The organism is Methylocapsa aurea (genome assembly GCF_000746085.1).
In the GTDB taxonomy this organism is placed as follows: Bacteria; Pseudomonadota; Alphaproteobacteria; order Rhizobiales; family Beijerinckiaceae; genus Methylocapsa; species Methylocapsa aurea.
Window position 1 is genome coordinate 363,885 of the sequence record NZ_JQKO01000001.1, and the last position, 21,602, is coordinate 385,486.

The 21,602-nt window shown below is 60.1% G+C and carries 18 protein-coding genes; 8 read left to right on the plus strand and 10 right to left on the minus strand.

All coding sequences use genetic code 11. The annotated features are described in order from the left end of the window. Window positions 1-269: 269 nt before the first annotated feature. On the plus strand, window positions 270-1,817 hold the full coding sequence (locus DL86_RS01665; RefSeq protein WP_425348883.1) for a PAS domain-containing sensor histidine kinase: 1,548 nt from the start codon (window positions 270-272) through the stop codon (window positions 1,815-1,817). Then, on the plus strand, window positions 1,807-2,424 hold the full coding sequence (gene fixJ, locus DL86_RS01670; protein WP_036257456.1) for a response regulator FixJ: 618 nt from the start codon (window positions 1,807-1,809) through the stop codon (window positions 2,422-2,424). The genes DL86_RS01665 and fixJ overlap by 11 nt, the downstream gene beginning before the upstream one ends. A 37-nt stretch (window positions 2,425-2,461) precedes the next feature. Here the strand turns inward: fixJ and DL86_RS01675 are convergent, their stop codons facing one another. Then, window positions 2,462-2,929: a host attachment protein gene (locus DL86_RS01675; RefSeq protein ID WP_036257457.1), complete on the minus strand. Its 468-nt coding sequence runs from the start codon at window positions 2,927-2,929 to the stop codon at window positions 2,462-2,464. A 301-nt stretch (window positions 2,930-3,230) separates the two neighbouring features. On the opposite strand from DL86_RS01675, the gene DL86_RS01685 reads away from it, so the two are divergent. Next, window positions 3,231-3,575 (plus strand): c-type cytochrome, encoded by a 345-nt coding sequence (locus DL86_RS01685; RefSeq protein WP_036257460.1) that lies wholly within the window; start codon window positions 3,231-3,233, stop codon window positions 3,573-3,575. A 73-nt stretch (window positions 3,576-3,648) separates the two neighbouring features. Here the strand turns inward: DL86_RS01685 and DL86_RS01690 are convergent, their stop codons facing one another. The 5 genes from DL86_RS01690 to DL86_RS01710 all read right to left on the minus strand — a co-directional run bounded on the left by DL86_RS01690 (window position 3,649) and on the right by DL86_RS01710 (window position 10,547). Next, window positions 3,649-4,296: a BON domain-containing protein gene (locus DL86_RS01690; protein ID WP_036257462.1), complete on the minus strand. Its 648-nt coding sequence runs from the start codon at window positions 4,294-4,296 to the stop codon at window positions 3,649-3,651. 113 nt (window positions 4,297-4,409) lie between these two features. Beyond that, a complete protein-coding gene (locus DL86_RS01695) occupies window positions 4,410-5,558 on the minus strand; it encodes an ABC transporter permease (RefSeq protein ID WP_036257463.1) in 1,149 nt (382 codons plus the stop codon). Window positions 5,559-5,570: 12 nt separating this feature from the next. Further along, window positions 5,571-8,330 (minus strand): ribosome-associated ATPase/putative transporter RbbA, encoded by a 2,760-nt coding sequence (gene rbbA, locus DL86_RS01700; protein ID WP_036257464.1) that lies wholly within the window; start codon window positions 8,328-8,330, stop codon window positions 5,571-5,573. Window positions 8,331-8,429: 99 nt separating this feature from the next. Then, window positions 8,430-9,545 (minus strand): HlyD family secretion protein, encoded by a 1,116-nt coding sequence (locus DL86_RS01705; RefSeq protein WP_036258031.1) that lies wholly within the window; start codon window positions 9,543-9,545, stop codon window positions 8,430-8,432. A gap of 315 nt (window positions 9,546-9,860) precedes the next feature. After that, entirely contained in the window at window positions 9,861-10,547 is a 687-nt protein-coding gene (locus DL86_RS01710; RefSeq protein WP_036257465.1) for a helix-turn-helix domain-containing protein, read from the minus strand. A gap of 256 nt (window positions 10,548-10,803) precedes the next feature. Here DL86_RS01710 and DL86_RS01715 point away from each other — a divergent pair, with 256 nt between their 5' ends. The 4 genes from DL86_RS01715 (at window position 10,804) to DL86_RS01735 (ending at window position 13,389) form a co-directional block, all read left to right on the plus strand. Further along, window positions 10,804-11,535: a hypothetical protein gene (locus DL86_RS01715; RefSeq protein ID WP_051952479.1), complete on the plus strand. Its 732-nt coding sequence runs from the start codon at window positions 10,804-10,806 to the stop codon at window positions 11,533-11,535. Between the two features lie 71 nt (window positions 11,536-11,606). After that, window positions 11,607-11,840 carry a hypothetical protein gene (locus tag DL86_RS01720; protein WP_036257466.1) on the plus strand — a complete coding sequence of 78 codons (234 nt, stop codon included), beginning with the start codon at window positions 11,607-11,609 and terminating at the stop codon, window positions 11,838-11,840. A gap of 208 nt (window positions 11,841-12,048) precedes the next feature. Next, on the plus strand, window positions 12,049-12,318 hold the full coding sequence (locus DL86_RS01725) for a hypothetical protein (protein WP_036257467.1): 270 nt from the start codon (window positions 12,049-12,051) through the stop codon (window positions 12,316-12,318). Between the two features lie 513 nt (window positions 12,319-12,831). Continuing rightward, the gene (locus tag DL86_RS01735; protein ID WP_036257469.1) at window positions 12,832-13,389 is read left to right on the plus strand and encodes a hypothetical protein; all 558 of its coding nucleotides are present in this window, start codon (window positions 12,832-12,834) and stop codon (window positions 13,387-13,389) included. Between the two features lie 188 nt (window positions 13,390-13,577). Here DL86_RS01735 and DL86_RS01740 read toward each other — a convergent pair whose 3' ends face one another. Both DL86_RS01740 and aspS read right to left on the minus strand, forming a co-directional pair. Next, entirely contained in the window at window positions 13,578-14,270 is a 693-nt protein-coding gene (locus DL86_RS01740) for a DJ-1/PfpI family protein (protein ID WP_245276168.1), read from the minus strand. Between the two features lie 133 nt (window positions 14,271-14,403). Continuing rightward, window positions 14,404-16,212 carry an aspartate--tRNA ligase gene (gene aspS / locus DL86_RS01745; protein ID WP_036258034.1) on the minus strand — a complete coding sequence of 603 codons (1,809 nt, stop codon included), beginning with the start codon at window positions 16,210-16,212 and terminating at the stop codon, window positions 14,404-14,406. Between the two features lie 222 nt (window positions 16,213-16,434). On the opposite strand from aspS, the gene rnd reads away from it, so the two are divergent. Further along, on the plus strand, window positions 16,435-17,622 hold the full coding sequence (gene rnd, locus DL86_RS01750; protein WP_036257472.1) for a ribonuclease D: 1,188 nt from the start codon (window positions 16,435-16,437) through the stop codon (window positions 17,620-17,622). 136 nt (window positions 17,623-17,758) lie between these two features. On the opposite strand, the gene DL86_RS01755 is transcribed toward rnd, so the two are convergent. Together DL86_RS01755 and DL86_RS01760 are read right to left on the minus strand one after the other, a co-directional pair. Beyond that, window positions 17,759-19,276, minus strand: coding sequence for a Ppx/GppA family phosphatase (locus tag DL86_RS01755; protein WP_036257474.1), 1,518 nt, complete (start codon window positions 19,274-19,276; stop codon window positions 17,759-17,761). Window positions 19,277-19,283: 7 nt separating this feature from the next. Continuing rightward, complete coding sequence (locus DL86_RS01760; RefSeq protein ID WP_051952537.1) at window positions 19,284-21,452, minus strand: RNA degradosome polyphosphate kinase; 2,169 nt, start codon at window positions 21,450-21,452, stop codon at window positions 19,284-19,286. Window positions 21,453-21,602: the final 150 nt, after the last annotated feature.

Genomic DNA, 21,602 nt, shown 5'->3' on the forward strand with positions numbered 1-21,602 from the left:
GCCGGCCCGGCCCCGCGCCTCAAGACTTTGAGCCGCCTAAAGATGGGAGCTATATCAATCAACTTCGCCGATAGAAAGGCCGCGCGGAATGTCCCGCCATCGTCCTTGCGGCCTGAGGCCGCCAAGACCAAGTCCTCATTTTGAGGAGGACAGCCTAGTTTCGATTCAAGCAAGAATGACGCCGCACTGGAAAAAGACGCCCCCTGGCGCAGCGAGCCTCCTCCCGAAATGCTGGCATTCCCCCCGAATTTGACTAAGATCAAATCGAAATGCCATTCAGCAAGGAAAGCGCACGGGCCGGAGGCCATATGGCGGGTCACCCGCATGACAGCGAGCACATGCGCTTCGCGCTCGAGGCCGCTGGAATCGGCTCTTTCGACTGGGACTTCGAGCGCGACGCCATCACCTGTTCTGACATTTGCGCCAGCTTGCTTGGAGCGCGCCCAGGCGCGGCCTTGAACCATGCCGGATTTACCGCCCTCCTGCACCCTGACGATCGCGACCGGGTGGACTTGGCCATCGCCGAAGCCAAAGAGCACGGCGACTTCGACATCGAGTACCGCGTTATTTCCCCGGACGGCGGAATGCGATGGCTGCATGCGAAGGGCCGCGTTTTCAGCAAGCGCGGCCCCAATTCGACGCGGATGAACGGCGTCATTCTACCGATCGACGAGCGGAAGCGGACCGAACAAGAGCAGCGCGCCAATGAGGAGCGCCTCCGCTCAATTCTCGACAGCGTGCCCGACGGAATGATCATCATCCACGCGAATGGAGTCATACAGTCCTTCAGCGCCGCCGCGGAGCGCATTTTCGGCTATTCCGCGGAAGAAGCGATCGGCCAAAACGTCGGCATTTTAATGCCGGAGCCCGATCGCAGCCGCCACGACGGCTATATTGCGCGCTACAATCAAACCGGCGAAAAGCGCATCATTGGCGTTGGCCGCGTCGTTACCGGCCGGCGCAAGGACGGCTCGACATTCCCGATGCATTTATCGGTCGGCGAGATGCATTTGGCGGAAAGCCGCCGTTTCACCGGCTTCATACGCGACCTGACCGATTGGCAAAAAACCCAGGCGAAGCTCCAGGAGCTTCAATCCGAACTGCTCCACGTCTCCCGCCTGAGCGCGCTCGGAGAAATGGCCTCGAGCCTCGCGCATGAGCTGAACCAGCCGCTCGCCGCCATCAACAATTACCTCAAAGGCTGCCAGCGCCTGCTTCAGGACAATGAGCACCCGCATGTGACGACGATCCAGGACGCTCTCGAAAAGGCCGCCGGTCAAGCTCTGCGCGCCGGTGAAATCATCCGCCGGCAGCGCGATTTCGTCACCCGACGAGAAACCGACAAGACCATCCAGGCCGTCCGGCGGCTCGTCGAAGATGCGAGCGCCCTTGCCCTCGTCGGCGCTGGGGAGCGGGGCGTCACGGTTCGCTTTCAGATCGATCCCGCGATCGATAGCGTCCTCGCCGACGGCGTGCAAATCCAGCAAGTCCTCGTCAATCTTTTCCGAAATGCGCTCGAAGCCATGCAGGGATCGAAACGCCGCGAGCTCATCGTGACCGTCGGGCCTGGCGAAGTCGACATGGTTGAAATCATGGTTTCGGACACCGGCGACGGCATATCGGCGGAAATTTTGCCCCGGCTGTTCGAACCTTTCGTAACCTCCAAGGCGACGGGAATGGGCGTCGGGCTTTCGATCAGCAAGACGATCATCGAGAGTCATGGCGGGCGCCTTTGGGTCGAGCCGAACCCCGGCGGCGGCGCCATATTTCACTTCACGATTCCAGCGGCGAAGGAAGCGAAAAGCGATGGCCTGTAACAGCACAGTACACGTCATCGACGACGATCCCGCCCTGCGCGACTCGCTTGATTTCCTGCTTGCCTCGGCCGGCTTCTCGGTGAAACTTTTTGAGTCGGGGGAGGCGTTCCTCGAAACTTTGCCGTCTCTCTCCGGCGGGTGCGTCGTCACCGACGTCCGGATGCAGGGCGTGGACGGCATCGAACTGGTGCGGCGTCTTCGCCAAACCCATCAGGCGATGCCTGTGATCGTCATCACCGGGCATGGCGACGTGCCTCTGGCGGTCAAGGCGATGAAGCTGGGCGCGACCGATTTTATGGAAAAGCCTTTTGACGGCGAGGCTCTGGTCGCGGCCGTGCGCTCGGCTGTTGCCTTGGATGCGCCATCGCGCCCGGCAAATTGCGCAAGCGATGAACTGACCGCGCGGCTAGCGTCCTTGAGCCAGCGCGAATCGCAGGTTCTCCATGGGCTGATGAACGGTCATACCAATAAGGAAATCGCGCGCCAATTCGATCTTAGCCCGCGCACCGTCGAGGTTTACCGCGCCAAGCTAATGACAAAGATGGAGGCTGGCAGCATTTCCGAATTGGTGCGGCTCGCGATCAAGGCCGGCATATCCGGCGTCTAAGCCAGAGACCGGCGCGCTGGCTGGCAGCCTATCGCGTTTACGTCGTCCTGCCCTCCTCCCATTTCAGAAGGCGCTGTTCAATCTCATAGACCGGCAAATGGGTGAGATCGCGCTCAATCTCCGCCCGGATCGCTGCTTTCACCGAAGCTGAATATCCCTTCCGGATCAATCCAAGGACATGCGCCGGCGCAACGATGATAAAGCCTTTGACGCCGCCGGCGGCGATCGCCTCCTCCAGCCGCGCGGCCACTCCGGCGATAAAAGCCCGTTCCTCGTCTTCGTGCCGGTCGGTCTGCTCGACCGAACTGCGCGAGCTTGTCGCGGACTCATGCACCCTTCCCGGCTTGTCCGAATTCAAGAGCCGGTTTGGCGCATCCGCATGCTCGCGGACTTCGCGCGTCTTGAGGTTGAGAATTTCGTCATCGCCCTCATTCTCCAGCAGAAGCGCCTTACGCCCGTCCACGACGATGACCCAGTCGCCCGTTCGAATTCTCAAATGCGGCATTATATGCTCCTATAGATCGGGACCGGTTCCTCGCATGGCGGCTTGGCGTCGAGCCATGTTCCGGCTACGGATTGGCCCCGTGGGGACGCGTTTGATTCCAAATTTCCGGTTTGGCCTTGATTGAAGTCAACTTCAAACTCACCGGCTCGCGGCATGTTGTTGACATGCGGGCGGCGGCAGATTCTGATCGCGTCGAGACAGACGTAGCCCCATCGTCATTGGCGCCGCGCCGGCCATCAACGGCGTCCAATTCATCGGTTGAGCGCGGTTCGCGCGCCAATCCTTCAACGCGGGTTCCTTAATGCTCAAGCCAAATCGAAATGCCTTAGCCGCCACCCTTATTTTCCTTTCCGTCGCGTCCGTCCAGGCGGCGGACGGGAACCCGGGCCTCGGTCAAAAGCTGGCGCAGGAATGGTGCGCGAAATGCCACGCCATCGGCCCTTATGGCCCAAGTTCGCTGCAGATCGCGCCTCCCTTTCGTGAATTGCACCTGCGCTACGGCGTGGAGGATCTCGCGGAATCTTTCGCCGAAGGCATCACCGTCGGACATCCCACGATGCCTGTGTTCCGCTTCGATCCCGACCAGATCCAAAACCTCATCGCCTATCTGAAGACGCTGGAGCCTCGACAGCCTGATCAACCCTAGCCCCCACGCGCCTTTCGCGAAGACCAATTCTCAGGAATGCGAAACGCGGCGGCGTTTCGCACTTCGATGTCGATCAACCAAGCGTGAGCCGGTCCTCGACAGATTTGACGCCGGGCGCCGACCACGCCGCGCGCTCGGCCACGCCGCGTTCGTACCAGGCCTTGACCTTGCCTTCGAGGATCACCTTGTTGTCATCGACGCTGACACGAATGGAATCAGCCTCGAGCTCGGCATTGCGCTTCAACGCATCGATGATCTTTTTTCTGACATCGGGGGCGTCGACATGCGGCTTAATCTCGATAAGATTGGTGACGCCGAGGACGCCGCTCAGCTTGTGAATGGCAGCTTCGGCGGCGATCTTTTGAAACTGCCATTCGACCGCCCCGGTCAAAGTGACCCAGCCGCGCTGGACTTTGACATGAATGACGCCTTCGGGAACCTGCGTGCTCCAGCTCAGGATGTTCACCGCCCGCTGAGCGATCTCGTCGTCCGATCGCTTGGGTTCATCTCCATAGCGAACCTCGATCTCCTCGGCGATCGCCTTCACGCCCTTGACCCGTTGGACAACGCGTTCGGCCTCGATCTTCTCAACATAGCTGCCGACATGTCCGGTCAGCGTGACCACACCTTTTTCTACGGCGACGCCGATGTGGGCGGCGTGAATGCTCGGTTCGAAATCGAGTTCGTCAATAATGAATTGACGAAGAACCTTATCGTCCATTTCGAGTCTCCTCTGTGATCGATCTGCAGCGTAGCTCTTCAATCGTCAGCCGCTCGATAATGACCGAAAATGGCTAAGGTCGATTGATTTGAGTCAAGAGGCATAGAGGCCTCTCATCCGGCCTGAACCACGCTGCCGCGAAAACGCATCAAGGCCAGCGCAAGAAAGCAGCAGCCGATAAGGCCGACCGCTAGAAACTCCGGCCAGACTACGGCAAAGCCAGCGCCGCGATAGAGGATGGCTTGCGCGAAGGACACGAAATGCGTCGACGGAGAGGCGAACATAACCGTTCGCAGCGCCGGCGGCATGCTCTCCAGCGGCGTATTGGAGCCCGACAACAGATTCATCGGCATGGCGACAAGTAGGTAGAGCAAACCCAATTGCGGCATGGATCGCGCAATCGTCGCCAGAAACACTCCAATCGCCGTTGCGAAAAACAGATAGAGAGCCACGCCGCACATGAACAGCAGCACGGATCCGGCGATCGGGATTCCAAGCAGTTGGCGCACGACGACCGCGAGCGAAAAGCCAACCGCGGCCGTAATCACAAGGCCGTTTGCCCAGATCTTGGACATTGCTATTTCGAACGGCGTCAGCGGCATGACGAGCAAATGATCCATCGTGCCATGTTCACGTTCGCGGACGACAGCCGCTCCCGCGAGGATGATGGCGAGCATGGTGACGCTATTGATGATGCCCATCACGCTCGTGAACCAGGCGGTCGTCGCGTTTGGATTGAACGCGATGCGCACCGCCAGGTCGATTGGCGAACCAAGGGCGCCTTGCCGCTGTGGCGCGAAGGCTGCGTCCGTCCCAGTGAGATAATTGCCGATCTCGCTCGTGAAGATCTGCTGAAGATAGCTGGAGCCCAATCCCGCTTGCACCATGGCGGTGGCGTCGACATTGACCTGGAGGGCGGGAGATCGTCCGGCAACCACATCGCGCGCGAAATGGGGCGGAATCACAATCACGAATGTATAAGCCGCAATGTCCATCGCATGGTCGATGTCTCGCTCCGCGATCGCGACCGGCGGCTTGAAAAATGGCGGCAAGAGCGCGCCGATGAGCCGACGCGACAGCGGCGAATGGTCCTCGTCGACGAAGGCGATTGAAGCATTGTGGAGTTCTTGCGAACTGCTGCTCGCCTGCACGTAAACGGCGAAGGAAAACGAATAAATCACAAGGCCGAGCAGCACGTAGTCGTGAAAGAAAGTTCTCAACTCCTTCGCGCCGAGCCAAAAGATATTTTGCAGCTTGCGCATATCGCATCGCCCTCACGTTTCCTGAGGACGAAGAAGGGCGACGCTGAGAGCCGTCAGGATCGGGATAAAGATAAGCAGAGCAAGAAGATTGAAGCTGAGGTCCCAAAACCCTAGCGATTTGGTGAATGTTCCGACGGTGATGCGAAGGTAGTAAACCATCGGAAAGCCGCGTCCCATGAGCGCGGGCGCGCCCGTCAATGAGGAGACCGGAGTAAGCATGCCCGAAAATTGAGTCGCCGGCAAAATGGTAAGAATCGCGGTGCCGAACAGGGCCGCGATTTGCGTCCGGCAGAAGGTGGAGATCACCATGCCAATGCCGGTGGTGGCGAAAACATAAAGGAATGTCCCCAAAAGCAACGTCGCAAAACCTCCTTTCAATGGCACATTGAAAAGAAACAAGGCTATCAAGCAAAGTAGGATGAAATTCGCCATTCCGGTGATGACGTAAGGGATCTGCTTCCCGAGCAGAAATTCGAGGCGCGTGACGGGCGTCACATAGAGATTTGTGATCGAGCCGAGCTCCTTCTCGCGCACCACGGCGAGCGCCATCAGGATCGCGGGAATGAGCACGAGCAGGAGCGCGATTGTGCCCGGCACGATGGCGTAGACGCTGTCGAAATCCTGATTGTAGCGAAACCTTATTTCGATGACCGCGGGCTCAACCGTCGCCGCACTTTGACCGTTTCGCCTCGCAAAATCCAACAGGGCTTGTTGATGCGCGCCTTGCAGGTAGCCTCGGATCGTTTCGGCGCGAAACGGCATGGCGCCGTCAACCCAGGCCCCAACGGTTGCCGGCAAGCCCTTTTTGATATCGCGGCCAAAATTCGGCGGGATCTCGATTCCGGCCTTGATGTCTCCGGAGAGAAGGCGCTTCTCGAGATCGGCTTGATCCTTGAGCGCCGGCCTTTCGAGAAAATAACGCGATCCTCGCAACTGTTCGAGATAGAGGCGGCTTTCCGTCGTAACGTCGCGGTCAAGAACCGCGAAGGTCAGATTATTGACGTCGGTCGAGATTCCCATGCCGAAGATGCTCATCAGAAATACAGTTCCAAAGAGCGCAAATCCCAGCCGGATCGGGTCGCGGATCAGTTCGAGGCTTTCGCGAATCGCATAGGCGATGAGACGGCGCGGGCTGAACCAGGGCCGCGCCCTTGGCTCGACCATCATGTCCGCGCCGGCGGCCTCGATATCTTGCGCGAATGAGGGCGCGCCAGCTTCGTGCGCCTTGGCGGCTTCTTCGAGATAGGCGATGAAAGCCTCCTCCAGGTTCGGCGCGCCCCGCGCCGCAACAAGCGCCGCCGGCGTTCCGGTCGCAAGGACGCGGCCGGCGTCCATCAGCGAAATGCGGTCGCAGCGCGCCGCCTCATTCATGAAATGCGTCGAGATGAAAATGGTCACGCCCTGATTTCGGGACAGGTCGAAAAGCAGCGCCCAAAACTGATCGCGCGCGATCGGATCGACGCCCGATGTCGGCTCGTCGAGGATCAACAACTCCGGCTCATGCACGATCGCGACCGCCAGCGAAAGGCGTTGACGAATGCCAAGGGGAAGATCGGAGGCCTGCTGATCGATATAGGAGGACAGTTCGAACTGCGCCACGAGTTCGGCGATTCGGGCGCTGGCGCGCGGCAGATGGAACAAACGCGCATGCAGCGCCAGATTTTGCCGGACCGTCAGCTCGGCATAAAGGGAGAAGGATTGCGACATATAGCCAACCCGCGCGCGGGCGGTTATGTCGGACGCATCGGCGGGCTTGCCGAACAATAGCGCCTCCCCCGATGTGGCGGGCAACAGTCCCGTCAGCATTTTCATCGTGGTTGTCTTGCCGCAGCCGTTCGACCCGAGAAAGCCAAAGATCTCGCCGCGCTGGATGGAAAACTCCACATGGTCGACGGCCACGAAATCGCCAAAGCATCGGGTGAGGCCATGCGCCACGATCACAGGCCGCTCGTCCGCGCGCGGGCGCCAAGGCGTCATGACGAGCTTGCGTCCGCGCCGGCGCGCTTCCGGCAGCAAAGCGATGAAACATTGCTCGAGCGTTTGCGCGCCGGTTGCCGCTTTCAGCGCCGCCGGCGCCCCGGTCGCAAGCACGCGCCCGGCATCCATCGCGACGAGCCAGTCGAAGCGCTCGGCCTCCTCCATATAAGCGGTCGCGACGAGAACGCTCATGCCTTTGCGCCGTTCGCGCATCCGATCGATCAGGTCCCAAAATTGCCGGCGCGACAGCGGATCCACGCCTGTCGTGGGCTCATCCAAAATCAACAGATCGGGGTCATGAATCAGCGCGCAACAGAGCCCGAGTTTCTGCTTCATGCCGCCCGAAAGCTTGTGGGCCAGCCGGTCGCGAAAAGGCTCCAGGCCAGTGGCGCGCAAGAGTTCGGAAATCCGCCGCGCGCGATCAATGGCCCGCTGGCCGAAGAGACGGCCAAAGAAGTCGATGTTCTCGCCGACGCTGAGGTCGGGGTAGAGGTTCCTTCCCAGGCCTTGCGGCATATAGGCAATTTTCGGGCAGACCTCGGCGCGATGGGCGCGATCGCTCATGTCGCCGCCCAGCGCGCGGACATCGCCCTCTTGGATGCGGCGGGCGCCGGCGATGAGGCTCAAGAGCGAGGACTTGCCGACCCCGTCCGGGCCGATCAGGCCGCTCATGCATCCGGCGGGAATGCTCAAATTGATCGCATCGAGGACGATGGTCGAACCATAGCGCAGCGAAACATCGCTAAGTTCGGCGACGTTGAAGCGGGTCCCGAAAAAGGCGCCAGTCTCCGACACGGATCCGCTCCAAATCTCTGCCGCATTCGTCTTGGCGCATCATCATTCTGGCGCATGATCCTGCGCCCGGGCAAAGTCAAAAAGCCGGAGAAGATGCGCTCATTGGCGCTTGGGACCGGCGAGCCGTTCCGGCCATTCCGCCTTTGGATCGAGCCGAACATAGGCGATTCCGGGCAATCCCGTGCGCACTTCCGCCGCATGTCGGCGGAGGAGGTCAGGATCAATCCGCACTTTCACCCGAAACATCAGCTTGTCCCGCTCGCTTTTGGTTTCGACGGCTTTTGGCGTGAATTGCGCCTGGGTGGCGACAAACGAGACATAGGCCGGCGCGGCAAAATTCGGATAGGCGTCGAGTACGACCCGCGCATCCGAACCGACTTTGGCGCGTCCGGCGTCCGCCGTCGGCAGATAGACATTCATATAGACATCGGCGATGTCGAGCATCGTGAAGACCTTGCCGCCGACGGGAAGCACCTCGCCGACATTGGCGATCCTGTATTGAATGCGTCCCTCGCGCGGCGCGATCAGCGTATTGTCGGCGATATTGACCTCGTAGAGCTCGACCTCATGTTGCGCGGCCTCAAGCGCATATTCCGCCTGGTTGACCCGCGCCCTTGCCGCAATCGCCTTGGCGTTCGCGCTATTTAGGGCTTGCTGACGCTGATCGAAGGCTTGGCGGGTGGTGAATCCGCGCTTAAGAAGCGCGCTGGCGCGTTCGAACTCCGCTTTCGCCAGCGTAACCTCGGTTTCCTGCTGCGCAACCAAGGCGCGCGCTTCCTCCAGATTGCGGCGGCCCTGCAGGACCTGCGCCTCGGCCTTCTTTAGCGACGCCTCCAGATCCCGCGTATCCATTCGCGCGATAACTTGCCCCGGCGCGACCATATCGCCTTCCTGAACCGCCAATTGCGCGATCCGCCCCGCGAATTTCGTGCTGATGTCGATCTCTTCGGCTTCGATCCGGCCATTGCTCCATACGATGCCCTGGGGCAGCGGGGGAAGGCGCGAAAGCCACCAATAGCGCCCGCCCGCCGCTGCGCCCACGCCAAGGAGAGCGACAAAAAGCAGGATGCGGAGCCGGGATCGCGGCCGCTTCTCGAGGACTGGAGCCTGGCGAAGCGTGGCCGGCAGTCTCTCCTGCGCCGGCACGAGCGCTATCGACGCCGACGAAGGAGACTCGCTTATTCCAAGCGGATTCGCCTCGCCAACCTGACCCATCTCGGCAACCGGATCCGGCTTGGACGTCAGGATCTCCGGCTCTTTAGCTTCAAAGCTCGGCACGCTCGCTCAATCCGAGGTTCGAAATTTCGACGCGCTTGGTTCTGGCGGACCTGCCGCTCCCATGCGCTCATGCTATCGAAAAGGGCCCATATGCCCAAGATTAGGAGCCGGCCCTCGGCGCAAAAGTCCAGCAACGTTTTCGTGATCCGCCCTTAGCGCGCCTGCCGATCGAATCGACTTATCCGATCGAAAAGGAAGGCTCGGATTCGAAGGGTTGGAGCATATGCTGATCGAAACATGCCTCGGCGCCCCTTATGCTCCCATCGCTTCGAGCACGGCGCGCTTGCGCAAGATGACATGGCGCGCGCCATCAAGCTCAACCACCCCTTCGCTTTGCAGTTCGGAGAAGCTGCGCGAAACCGTCTCCAAGGTGAGGCCGAGATAGTCAGCGATGTCGCGACGCAGCATCGGAAGTTCGACCAAACCGGTTTCGCCGCCTCTTGCATCCATCTCGAGCAGGAAGGCCGCGAGCCGCTCAAGCGCCGTTTTCCGGCCGAGCAGAAGCATATGGTCTTCCGCATGCTTCAAGTGATTGGCCGTCATGAGCCAAAGCTCGCGGGCGGCGGCGTGATTATGCGCCACGAGGGCTTCGACCTGACGCCGTTTGAAAACGATGACCGTGCTATCCATGACCGCCTCGGCGGTAAGATGATGGCGATCGCCAAGATCCAGGCCAAAGAGGTCGCCGGAAAGATGAAATTCTCCAATCTGCCGGCGCCCATCCCGCATGAGCTTGTAGGTCCGCACGGCGCCGCTCGCGACTTTGTAAACGAATTCCGTATGCTCTCCCTCGCCGTAGATCTCTTCATCCCTGGAATAGTTGAAGCTCAGGCCCGAAAGTTCGGCGGTGGAGGCGAAAAGCCCGGTTTCAAATGCCCCAAGTTGCGGCTCGCCAAACAGAGGCCGCGATGAATTCGTTCTGATCGTCTGAATGAGCATTGAGGCGCCTCCTTCATCATGTCGGAACCTAGCCCGGCAGTGATTGTCCGGAACATTCGGGGCGATCCCTTACGATTGTTCCCGTAGGTAGAACGACGGAGCCCGCGGGAACGATCCAGGCGGCGGCCGTTTGGCCACGCGCACGCGGGCGCCGGCCTTTTTGCCCCCGAGGGAGCGGATTTGCCGCCTCCCTCCGGCGCCAATCTTGAATGGAATATTTCCAAGCGAAACCACCAGGCTTGCGAGGAGAATTTCGATGCCGGAGGGGACTTTTATCGTCTTATCGGACCCAGTTCCCAAAAAGGAGGCGGCCTACCACGAATGGTACGCCGATTTCTTCAAGCAGATCGAGGCCATGGCGGGGGTCAAATCCGCCCATAATTACATGTTCGCTCCGAACCAGATCGATGTCCGCCCTCTGCAGCAATTTCTGGCGATCTTCGAGGTCGACGACGTCGAGGCGGTCCGAGGCCTGGTCGCCGAGAAATATGGCGTCAAGACAAGCAAGGAGTTTTTGCGGCTTGGCGACAGCATCGACCAGACCACCGTCATGCCGACATTTTACGAAATCGTCTCGGAGCGCCAAATCGCGCCCGACGCACCGGACACGCCCTTCGACCAGCAGAACGTCCTCATTTCCTTGATCAGCGTGCCCTTGGACAAGCAGGCCTCTTTCGCCGAAGCCTATATCGGCGAGCGGCTTGGCGACATGCTAAGCATTCCGGCTCAGATTTCCGGCCAACTTTTCCAAGTCAGCAAACATCAGATCCAAAACCCGCTTTATCCATTTGTCGCGATCTATCGGAACAATGACAGCAAGGCGATCCTTTCAGCTTGGCCGGCGCCGGGCACCAATTGGCGTTCGATCGCCGCCGCCCGCGAGCGCGACCCCTCGATTCGCGCCGACGGCCGCCTTGCCGGCATGAAGACGCGCGACTTCCTGTTCGAGCCTTATGTCGCGCCGGAATCGGCCAAGGCGGCAGTGTAGGATTTGGAGCAGGATCGATTCAGCTTGGGGCGATCGCGCTTCAAGGACGTCAACCCAAGGCAGAGGCGAAAATGAGCGATAAAGACAGCATTATGAAGGGTCTGATCGAAGGCATGTTGAGCAAGGCCAAGAATGCCCACAGGGACTTCAAGATGACGACCGTGGCGGGGGCCACGCATACCATCTCGGGGCATAGCGTCCAGGACCAGGAAATCACAGTCGGCGAGGTGGCGGTCTCCTGGACCGACGGCAGCCGCACCTATCTCATTCCCTATTCCTCAATCGATCATATTCTGATGGTTTAAGCTCCAAGCCGGCGGCGGCGAAGACAAAATGTGCTAGAAGAACCGGTCGCAGAAGCAGCCGGCGAGTTCTATCGCCAAGGCACATCAGAGTGGGCATGAGAGCGGCCTCGGAGCCGCTCCTTAAGCTATTAGGTTCGACCCGCATTAGTAGGCGAACCTGAACCTTGTCGAGAAACCTTGACCTGCGCCGGTGAGGGGGGAGTTGATTATGGCGGAAATCGAAGAGCTTGGCGCCTTTATCGAGGGCGGCGAAGAATATGAATTGCGCTCGAACGAAGACAAATCGGCCTATACGCTCCGCTTCAAGACCGAAGACCAGATTGTCTTCCTTCAGGGCGACGATCTCGACGCCTTCCTCAAGGAATATAATCTGATCAAGGTGCAATATCCCAACTACAGCGCCGATCAGCGATTGGCTCAGATTTGGGATCAGGGCGGCTATAGCTGGTTCGCAGCGGGCCAGGAGGGCGAGGAATAGAAGGCCTGCCTCTGAACTCTCGGATGAATCATTTGTGATTCCCTTGCATTGGTTGATTCGGAGGAACGCTTCAATGTGGAGACCTGAATATTTCCTGGCCATGAGCGCCGCGGCCTTCATTGTCAGGTTGCCATGACGGAATCCGAAGGGCGCTGGGTGCTTGAAATTCGCGATCGTCAGGCGATCTGATCTCCGCCGCAGCGGCTAAGTGCCGAAGCGAGGGCTTGTCAAACGGAGCTGGGTCTGGGTCTGCGTCAGCCGGGACCGCCACCTGATCCAAGACTCCGAACGCTACGCCGCGGCCTTCGTTCGCCCTGAAATGGCCCGGCTCTGACCAAACCAAGGCCTTGCCCATAAATCCCTTCTTCCCGGATCGGCCTAAGTCAGCCGCAGCGTCGATGACGTGTGATTTCCCACATCTTGCCGCTACAGGCCAGGCTATAGATTGGCTCGCATCGACGCGATATAAAGCATCTATGCTAATATTTCCCTTCATAGCCAAAGGAAAACACAATGGCTTATTATCAAAGAGCATTGTTTGCAATATTGATAGCCACGGTTGCGCCAAGCTATTCGTGGGCTGGAGAGCACATCTTCGCAAATTTTGGTCAAACTATCACGCTCAACGGAACCATTGAAAACGACAACACCAACAATGCTGATCCATTTACGCTCCAAGTCTTCTCGGCAGGGAACGAATGCCTGCGGATAGCAGTCTTGAATCAGGGCGCCAACGATCTTGAAGCTACGCTCGTTGGACCTTCAGGCGTCGTCTTTCAAGACGATGATGGCAACGGGAGCCTTCGCCCGCTCATCAAGGCGATCACTCAGCCGGCTAATGCGCAGGGCTTCAATAATGGGCGCGGATGGTACGCCCTGTCGATATCAACTTTCGATGGGAGGCCCGTGCACGGGGACTTCTCGTTCCAAATCGCCCGCCTCGCCAGCACTGACGCACAGTGCGCGGCGCCCACAGGTCCAAGGGTCTTTGCCGCAACCTCGTCCGCAACGAAGGCGTCACAGCAAGTTCAGTCCGGAGAGAGCACCTTCTCGGGAGGCACGGGTAAATAACGCCCACTTCTCTCAAAGCCTTTTGTGAGGCTAGGGCGCGGCGACCGCGCCCTAGCCTCACCTTTTCCGGGAAATTTTGCGACCCAAAGCAAAGCTCATTGGTCCACTGGCGCGGCGATCTGGTCTCGCGGCGGATGGCGCCGAGCCCTGTCTGTTATTGATCTCTCGCCATTTAAGGCGCGATTGGCTTAAGGCGCCAATTGCTTAAGCCGCAAAGCGGCGGCGGCGCGGCGGGCGACATCGTCCCGCGCCTTCTGGAAGTCCGCGCTCGAAGCGCGCAGACTGGCGACGATCGCCGGTTCGGAGCTTGCCGGCGATCCCCCCGCAAAGGGCGGCTTTGGATCATATTCCATGGACAGCTGGGTCGCTTTGGCGCGTTCGTCGCCAAAAAGGCGGGCGGCCAAGCTCAAAGCAAAGTCGACTCCCGAGGTGACGCCGGCGCCGGTGACCCGGTTGCGATCGACCACAACCCGCTCAGCGACCGGTATCGCCCCGAAATGGGCGAGCTGATCCAGCGACAGCCAATGGCTTGTCGCGCGGTAGCCGGTCAGCAATCCGGCCGCGGCCAGCACAAGGGAGCCGGTGCAAACCGACGTCACGTAGCCCGCCTGCCCGGCCTGCTGGCGCAGGAAATTCAGGACCTCGCGATCCTCCATCAGATCGATCTGGCCGTATCCGCCGGGAACGAAGAGGATATCGGCCTGCGGACACTGCGAAAGAGTCGTAGTGGGCAAAAGCCGCAAGCCGCCCACGTCAATCACCGGATCGACGGTCTTCCACGCCAGATGAAGGGTCAGCTCCTCGAAGCGGCCGAAGACCTCGTAAGGCCCGGTGAGATCGAGCTGCGTCAGCCTTGGATAGAGGAGCATGACGACGCGCAAGGAAGTCCTCCACCCTTTTGGACGCGACCGGCGCTCGGCTCATATCCGGCATTAAGCGTTCTAGATCTTTGTTTTATCGCATTTTCTTAACGCGAACCGGTATCCACCTCGCTCGAAAATGCTCTAGTAATATCTATTTGTCCGGCAGATTGAGACGGATGTGCAACTCGCGCAATTGTTTCGGCGTGACGGTCGAGGGCGCCCCCATCAGCAGGTCCTCGGCGCGCTGATTCATCGGGAAAAGCACGATCTCGCGCAGATTTTCCTCGCCTGCGAGAAGCATGACGATCCGGTCGACGCCGGGCGCGATCCCGCCATGGGGCGGCGCGCCATATTGGAACGCCCGATACATCCCGCCGAATTTTTCCTCCAGCACGTCCTCGCCATAGCCGGCGAGCGCGAAGGCCTTTTTCATGATGTCGGGACGATGATTGCGGATGGCGCCCGAGGATAATTCGACGCCATTGCAGACGATGTCATATTGAAAAGCCTTCATGCCAAAAATCGTCTTCTCGTCGGCGGGATCGAGCGCGAGGAAGGCTTCGGATTCGAAATTCGGCATCGAAAAGGGATTATGCGAGAAATCGATCCGCTTTTCGTCCTCGTTCCACTCATACATCGGGAAATCGACGATCCAGCAGAATTCGAAGACTCCGGTTTTCGACAGTTTCAGCTCATGGCCGATCCGCACACGCGCGGCGCCGGCGAGCTTGGCCGCCTTTTCCTCCTGGTCGCAGGCAAAAAATACGGCGTCCCCAGCTTTGAGGCCGGCCTTCGCCGCGATTTTCTTCTGCACGTCGGCGGGCAGGAACTTAGCGATGGGCCCCTTGCCCGCGAGCGAATCGCCCTCGCCTTCGAAGATGACATAGCCGAGGCCCGCCGCCCCCTCCCCCTTCGCCCAATCATTCAGCTTGTCGAAGAAGGAGCGCGGCTGGGCGCCGGCCCCCGTCGCCGGGATGGCGCGCACGACGCCGCCCGCCTTGATGACGTTCTTGAACGCATTGAAATTCACGTCATCGCGCGAAAACTCGTCCGTCACATCGACGATCACCAGAGGATTGCGCAGGTCCGGCTTGTCGGTGCCATATTTCAGCAGAGCCTCGGCATAGGGGATCATCGGAAATTTTTGGGTGACCGGCTGGCCGCCGCCAAACTCCTCGAAAATGCCGCGCAGCACCGGCTCCACCGCTTCAAAAACATCCTCTTGCGTGACGAAGCTCATCTCGACGTCGAGCTGATAGAATTCGCCCGGGCTGCGGTCGGCGCGGGCGTCCTCGTCGCGGAAACAGGGCGCGATCTGGAAATAGCGGTCGAAGCCCGCCGCCATCACCAATTGCTTGAACTGCTGCGGCGCCTGCGGCAGCGCGTAGAATTTTCCCGGATGGAGGCGGGATGGCACGAGAAAATCGCGCGCGCCTTCCGGGCTCGAAGCGGTCAGAATCGGGGTTTGAAACTCGAAAAAGCCTTGAGCCTTCATGCGGGCGCGCAGCGAATCGATCACCCGGCCGCGCAACATGATGTTTTGATGAAGCTTTTCCCGCCGCAGATCGAGAAAGCGATAGCGCAGCCTGATATCCTCGGGATAATTATGCTCGCCGAACACCGGCATCGGCAATTCGGCCGCTGGCCCCAGGACCTCGATCTCGGCGACATAGACCTCGATGAGGCCGGTTGGCATTTCGGCGTTTTCCGTGCCGGCCGGGCGCTGGCGCACCACGCCGTCGATCCGGACCACCCATTCCGAGCGGAGCTTTTCGGCAAGGGCGAAAGCCTTGGAATCGGGGTCCACGACGCATTGGGTCATGCCGTAATGATCGCGAAGATCGATGAACAGCACGCCGCCGTGATCGCGAATGCGATGGCACCAGCCGGAAAGTCGGATTGTTTCGCCGGCCAGCGTTTCGCGCAGGTCGCCGCAAGTATGGGAACGATAGCGGTGCATCATTTCGTCACGGTTGAGAGGATCAGGCATTTGAATGGAAAAGGCTCGGCGATGACCTGCGGTTTTCGCGAAGCGGGCGGAGAACCGCATGGGCGCGGGCTTCTGTCAAGGCGTCCGCCGTCCTCGCAAGCCGGCGAGGGCCAAGCTATTGCCGCCGATCGGCCCGCGCGACGTCGCTTCGACCCTATAGCCCGCCGCCCAGCTTTGCTTTATTGAGCAGACATGAGCCTTATAGCGACGACGCAGAATCTGGCGGCGGCCTGCCGCCGTCTTGCGAACCACCCCTATGTCACGGTCGATACCGAATTCTTGCGTGAAACCACGTTCTGGCCGCGTCTCTGCGTCGTGCAAATCGCCTCGGATGAAGAGGCCATCGCCATCGACGCCATGGCGGACGGACTGGATCTTACGCCCTTTTTCGAGCTGATGGCGGATCAGAAACTCACAAAAGTATTTCATGCGGCCCGGCAAGATATCGAAATCATTTGGAATCTTGCAAAACTGATTCCGGCGCCCTTGTTCGATACGCAGGTCGCGGCCATGGTCTGCGGCTTCGGCGATCAGGTTTCTTATGGCGATCTTGTCCAGACCGTCACGAAAGTCACGCTCGACAAATCGTCGCGCTTCACCGATTGGTCGCGCCGTCCATTATTGCCGGCCCAGGTCGACTACGCCATCGCTGACGTAACTTACCTGCGCGATATTTATGCCTTTTTGCGGCAGAAGCTCGAGCAGACCGAACGGCTCGCCTGGCTCAGCGACGAGATGGCGCTGCTGACCTCGCCCTCGACCTATGAACAGCACCCTGAAAACGCTTGGGAGCGATTCCGCAACCGGGTCCGCAAACCGCGCGATCTCGCCGTCCTGATGGAAGTCGCCGGATGGCGCGAAGCCGAGGCGCAGGCGCGCGACGTGCCGCGCTCGCGCGTGCTCAAGGACGATGTCTTGATCGAACTGGCCCTTGCCGCGCCGCGAACGGCGGACGCCCTCGGCAATCTCCGCGCCTTTCCGCGCGGCATGGAGCGCTCGCGCGCCGGGCTCGACATTCTGGCGGCGATCGAACGCGGCCTCGCCCGCGACCCAAAGGCCCTGCCAAAACTCGAACGCGAGCGGCGCACTGGAGGCAATGGCGCGACCGTCGAACTCCTGAAAGTGCTCCTGCGTCACGTCAGCGAAAGCCACGGGGTGGCGACCAAGATGATCGCCACGGTCGACGACCTCGAAGCGATCGCCGCCGACGACAACGCCAAGGTCGCCGCCCTGACCGGTTGGCGGCGCGAACTGTTCGGCGCCAAGGCGCTCGAATTGAAACATGGCCGCCTCGCTCTCACCGTCGAGCATGGCAAGGTGATCACCCTTGAATGGCAGGACGCCGCGCGCGAAAGCGCCGCTGAACCTATTGGCCGCTAAAGAATTGGGCCGCTAAAGAATTTGCGGGCCAGCGCCGGTTCCAACTCGTAGAATCTAAGCGCTTCCCTCGCGTTCATAAAACGGCGGCGCCGCTGGTCTGAGTCGGCCGCCTAACACGCTGTCGTGGCGGCGATCGTCACCCCGCGATCGTGATCACCGGCTCGCGGCCGATAAGCCGCGCGAGCTGCTTGAGGCGGGAATAGAGACGATCGCTTGCGAGGTCGGCGAGATCGGCCGGCAAAGTCAGCATCACTTTGGCCTTGACGCAAACGAGCGGCGTGCGCGGCAGGACGTCGGGCATCGCCGCCGATACGAGATGAGCAAGGCGCGTCGCGGCGGCAAGAATGCGCGCCTTGTCGAGCATCCTCGAAGAGACAAGCGCACGGATTTGCGGGCTGACGTCCGCGTCAAGGCCCAGATAGCGATAGGACATCGTCAAAGTAAGAAAAGACCGGCCGGGATGATCGACCCCGGTGAAAGCGCTGTTCTCGATCAAGTTCAGACTTTCCTCGCTTCGATAATCTGGATGCGCGCGCCAGTTCACATCCGCAAGAAGACAGGCGACATAGCGAAGCCGCCTCTCCTCGACGGTTTCCTCAAGATGCGTGGATTTCATAAAGCGATCGGTCCAGTCGCATAGATCCTCGGCATGGCGCGGCGCGCGCGAAAGCAACTGATTGAACTCGGAGGCCGCGACCAGCAACGGATCCTGCTGGCGTTGCGCGAGGTCGAGCATTTCATACAACAGGCCCTCCCGCACGCCGGCGGTCGAGATCATGATTTCTTTTGGCTCCGCCCGGCGAATGATCTCCTCGAGCACCACCGCGCCATAAGCGAGGAGCGGCCGGCGGGCCGCGTTGACGGAATCGATCGAAATCAACGTATCGGTGTTCACGCGTTCGACGAGGCCGGCAAAATCAACCGCGTCCTGGGCCGGAATCACATAGCCATGCATCACGGTCAGCGGATAATTGCGCTGGCTCATGTGAAGCTTGGCGAGCGCCCTCCAGGTGCCGCCAACGGCGTAGAAAGTGCGCCCGGTGAGACGTTCGAGAACGCGCGATTTCGCCAAGGCCTCACGGACGATTTTGACGGCGGCGCGCGGCGAGCGGCCGGAGGCGTCCATCAAAGTTAGGCCGCCCAGCGGCAGGCTCGCGCCTTTGCCCAAATGCGCGCCCTTGACATCGATCAGTTCGAGCGAGCCGCCACCGAGATCGCCGACGACGCCGTCTGGCCGGTGAATGCCGGAGATGACCCCTTGCGCCGACAGTTCCGCTTCGCGGTCGCCAGCCAGGAGGGTGACCTGCGCGCCGATCGCCTGCGCCGCCGCCGCGAGGAATTCGCCGCCATTCACGGCGTCGCGCGCGGCGGCGGTTGCGATCACATGAAGGTCGGAAATGCCCATAATGTCGCTGAGGACGCGGAACCGGCGCAATGCGGCGAACGCCTTCTCCATGCCGGCTTTCGGAAGCTTGCCGGTCGTGGCGACGCCATTGCCGAGAGCGCAAAGCGATTTTTCATTGAAAATCGGGCGCGGCGACCTGCTGAGGCTCTCATAGGCGACGAGGCGGACGGAGTTCGACCCAATATCGACGATGCCAACAGGCTGCTTCACCGAGACCTCCGGCGCGCTTTGATGTCCCTCTGCAAGCATGGACGAGTCAGTGGCTCTCCAACCGTTTGAAGAGCGTTTTTGGACTTGAGTTCTTGAGAGATTTTCCACGACCGGACAGACTCGGGTTTGTCATAAAATACGAATGCGCATTGAAGGGCTCTTCATTTTGCGCGGCATGTATGCGCGCGCTCGATCCATCCGGCAAGACCCGATAGCTCTGTTGGTTGTCGATCAGATTGGCGATCATGATCTGATCGAGAACCTGCTCGTGAACGGTTGGATTGAGGATCGGCAGGAGCGCTTCGACGCGGCGCTCGAGATTGCGCTGCATCAGATCCGCGGATGAAATATAGACAAATGCCTTCGGGTGCGGCAATCCATGACCGCCGCCGAAACAATAGACCCGCGCATGCTCGAGAAAGCGGCCGATGATCGACTTGACCCTGATGTTTTCGGACAGGCCCTGCACGCCCGGCCGCAGGCAGCAGATGCCGCGCACGATCAGATCGATGGTTACGCCGGCCTGGCTCGCCGCATAGAAGGCGTCGATGATTTCCGGGTCGACGAGGGAATTGCATTTCCCCCAGATTGCCCCGGGCTTGCCGGCTTTGACGAATGCAATCTCCTGAGCGACATGATCGAGGAGGCGAGTCTTCAGCGAAATCGGCGAGACCGCCATGCGCTCAAGGCCGGCGGGGTCAGCGGAGCCGGGGATGTAGTTGAAAATTCGGGAGACATCGCGCCCGATCGCCGGATCGGCGGTGAAGAAGGAAATGTCGGTGTAGATCTTTGCCGTCACCGGATGATAATTGCCGGTGCCTACATGGCAATAGGTGACCAGGGCGCCCGCTTCGCGGCGAACGACCATCGACAATTTGGCGTGCGTCTTCAATTCGATGAAGCCGAAGACGACTTGCACGCCGGCGCGTTCGAGATCGCGCGCCCAGCGGATATTGGCCGCCTCGTCAAAGCGCGCCTTGAGCTCGACGAGAGCCGTCACCGACTTGCCCGCTTCCGCCGCGTCGATCAGCGCGCGAACGATCGGACTGTCCGAGGATGTCCGGTAGAGCGTCTGTTTGATGGCGACGACATTGGAATCGACCGCGGCCTGATTGAGAAATTGGACCACGACGTCGAAGGATTCATAGGGATGGTGGACGACGAGATCCTTCTGCTTGATGGTCAAGAAGCAATCGCCGCCATTGTCGCGCAAACGCTCTGGAAAGCGCGGATTATAGGGCTTGAACTTGAGATCCGGCCGATCGAGGCTCACAAGTTCCGAAAGCTCGTTCAAGGCCAGCATGCCATCCAGGATGAAGACCTCCTCCGGCAGAACATTGAGTTCCTCGGCGACGAAGCCGCGGAGTTCCTCGGGCATGAGACTGTCGAATTCGAGCCGGATGACCGAGCCAAGGCGGCGACGCTTCAGCGCGGTCTCGAATAGAAGGACCAGATCCTCGGCCTCTTCCTCGACTTCAAGATCGCTGTCGCGAATGACCCGGAATAGACCAAGCCCACGCACCTTGTAGCCCGGAAACAGACTCTGCGTGAAAAGGCCGATGAGACTCTCCAGCGCGACAAAGCGCTGGCGCTTATCTCCAGCGCCCTCGGGCAGCCGGATAAAGCGCTCGATCTTCGCCGGCAGACGGATCAACGCCTTGGAGTTCTTGAGTTCGCTTGGTCCGATTAGTTCAAGCGCAATGGTGAAGCCGAAATTCGGAATAAACGGGAAAGGATGCGCCGGATCGATGGCGAGCGGCGTCAAGACTGGAAAGACATGCGATAGGAAATATTGCTCAAGCCACTCCGTCTCGGCCTTACTGAGATCCGCCGGATCGACGATTGAAATGCCGACCCCACTCAACTCCTGTCGCAACTCCCGCCAGCGGCGCTGTTGCTCCACCGCCAGAAGGCTGACGCGCTCGCGGATCCTGGCGAGCTGCTCGGGAGGGGTAAGCCCGTCCTCCGACGGCGTCGCGACTCCGGCGCGAACCTGGCCGCGAAGGCCAGCGACGCGCACCATGAAGAATTCATCGAGATTGGTCGCCGAGATCGACAGGAAACGCAATTGCTCCAGCAGCGGATGATTGCGGTTCGACGCCTCCTGCAAAACCCGCCGGTTGAATTCAAGCCAGGACAATTCGCGATTGATGAAACGCTTCGGCGAATGCGCAAGTTCGCCGGCCGGCTCAATGCTGTCGGCAAGATTATCCATCACCGGAATCGACGCCGCCGGAACGAGGTCCGCCGCAAAGGCCTCCCCGTCCAGGCTCGATCCCGCGCCCACGGACGAAGACTCCGGCTGTTCCGGCGGCGCGGCGGAAATTGGCGGCGCAAGGGTCGCAGCAACAGGTTTGTTTCTTGC

What these genes read in the sequence shown, in the direction of transcription:
- DL86_RS01665 (WP_425348883.1), top strand. Translation starts at nt 270, where the DNA reads ATGCCATTCAGCAAGGAAAGCGCACGGGCCGGAGGCCATATGGCGGGT.
- fixJ (WP_036257456.1), top strand. Translation starts at nt 1,807, where the DNA reads ATGGCCTGTAACAGCACAGTACACGTCATCGACGACGATCCCGCCCTG.
- DL86_RS01675 (WP_036257457.1), bottom strand. Translation starts at nt 2,929, where the DNA reads ATGCCGCATTTGAGAATTCGAACGGGCGACTGGGTCATCGTCGTGGAC.
- DL86_RS01685 (WP_036257460.1), top strand. Translation starts at nt 3,231, where the DNA reads ATGCTCAAGCCAAATCGAAATGCCTTAGCCGCCACCCTTATTTTCCTT.
- DL86_RS01690 (WP_036257462.1), bottom strand. Translation starts at nt 4,296, where the DNA reads ATGGACGATAAGGTTCTTCGTCAATTCATTATTGACGAACTCGATTTC.
- DL86_RS01695 (WP_036257463.1), bottom strand. Translation starts at nt 5,558, where the DNA reads ATGCGCAAGCTGCAAAATATCTTTTGGCTCGGCGCGAAGGAGTTGAGA.
- DL86_RS01705 (WP_036258031.1), bottom strand. Translation starts at nt 9,545, where the DNA reads ATGGGTCAGGTTGGCGAGGCGAATCCGCTTGGAATAAGCGAGTCTCCT.
- DL86_RS01710 (WP_036257465.1), bottom strand. Translation starts at nt 10,547, where the DNA reads ATGCTCATTCAGACGATCAGAACGAATTCATCGCGGCCTCTGTTTGGC.
- DL86_RS01715 (WP_051952479.1), top strand. Translation starts at nt 10,804, where the DNA reads ATGCCGGAGGGGACTTTTATCGTCTTATCGGACCCAGTTCCCAAAAAG.
- DL86_RS01720 (WP_036257466.1), top strand. Translation starts at nt 11,607, where the DNA reads ATGAGCGATAAAGACAGCATTATGAAGGGTCTGATCGAAGGCATGTTG.
- DL86_RS01725 (WP_036257467.1), top strand. Translation starts at nt 12,049, where the DNA reads ATGGCGGAAATCGAAGAGCTTGGCGCCTTTATCGAGGGCGGCGAAGAA.
- DL86_RS01735 (WP_036257469.1), top strand. Translation starts at nt 12,832, where the DNA reads ATGGCTTATTATCAAAGAGCATTGTTTGCAATATTGATAGCCACGGTT.
- aspS (WP_036258034.1), bottom strand. Translation starts at nt 16,212, where the DNA reads ATGCACCGCTATCGTTCCCATACTTGCGGCGACCTGCGCGAAACGCTG.
- rnd (WP_036257472.1), top strand. Translation starts at nt 16,435, where the DNA reads ATGAGCCTTATAGCGACGACGCAGAATCTGGCGGCGGCCTGCCGCCGT.
- DL86_RS01755 (WP_036257474.1), bottom strand. Translation starts at nt 19,276, where the DNA reads ATGCTTGCAGAGGGACATCAAAGCGCGCCGGAGGTCTCGGTGAAGCAG.
- DL86_RS01760 (WP_051952537.1), bottom strand. Translation starts at nt 21,452, where the DNA reads ATGGATAATCTTGCCGACAGCATTGAGCCGGCCGGCGAACTTGCGCAT.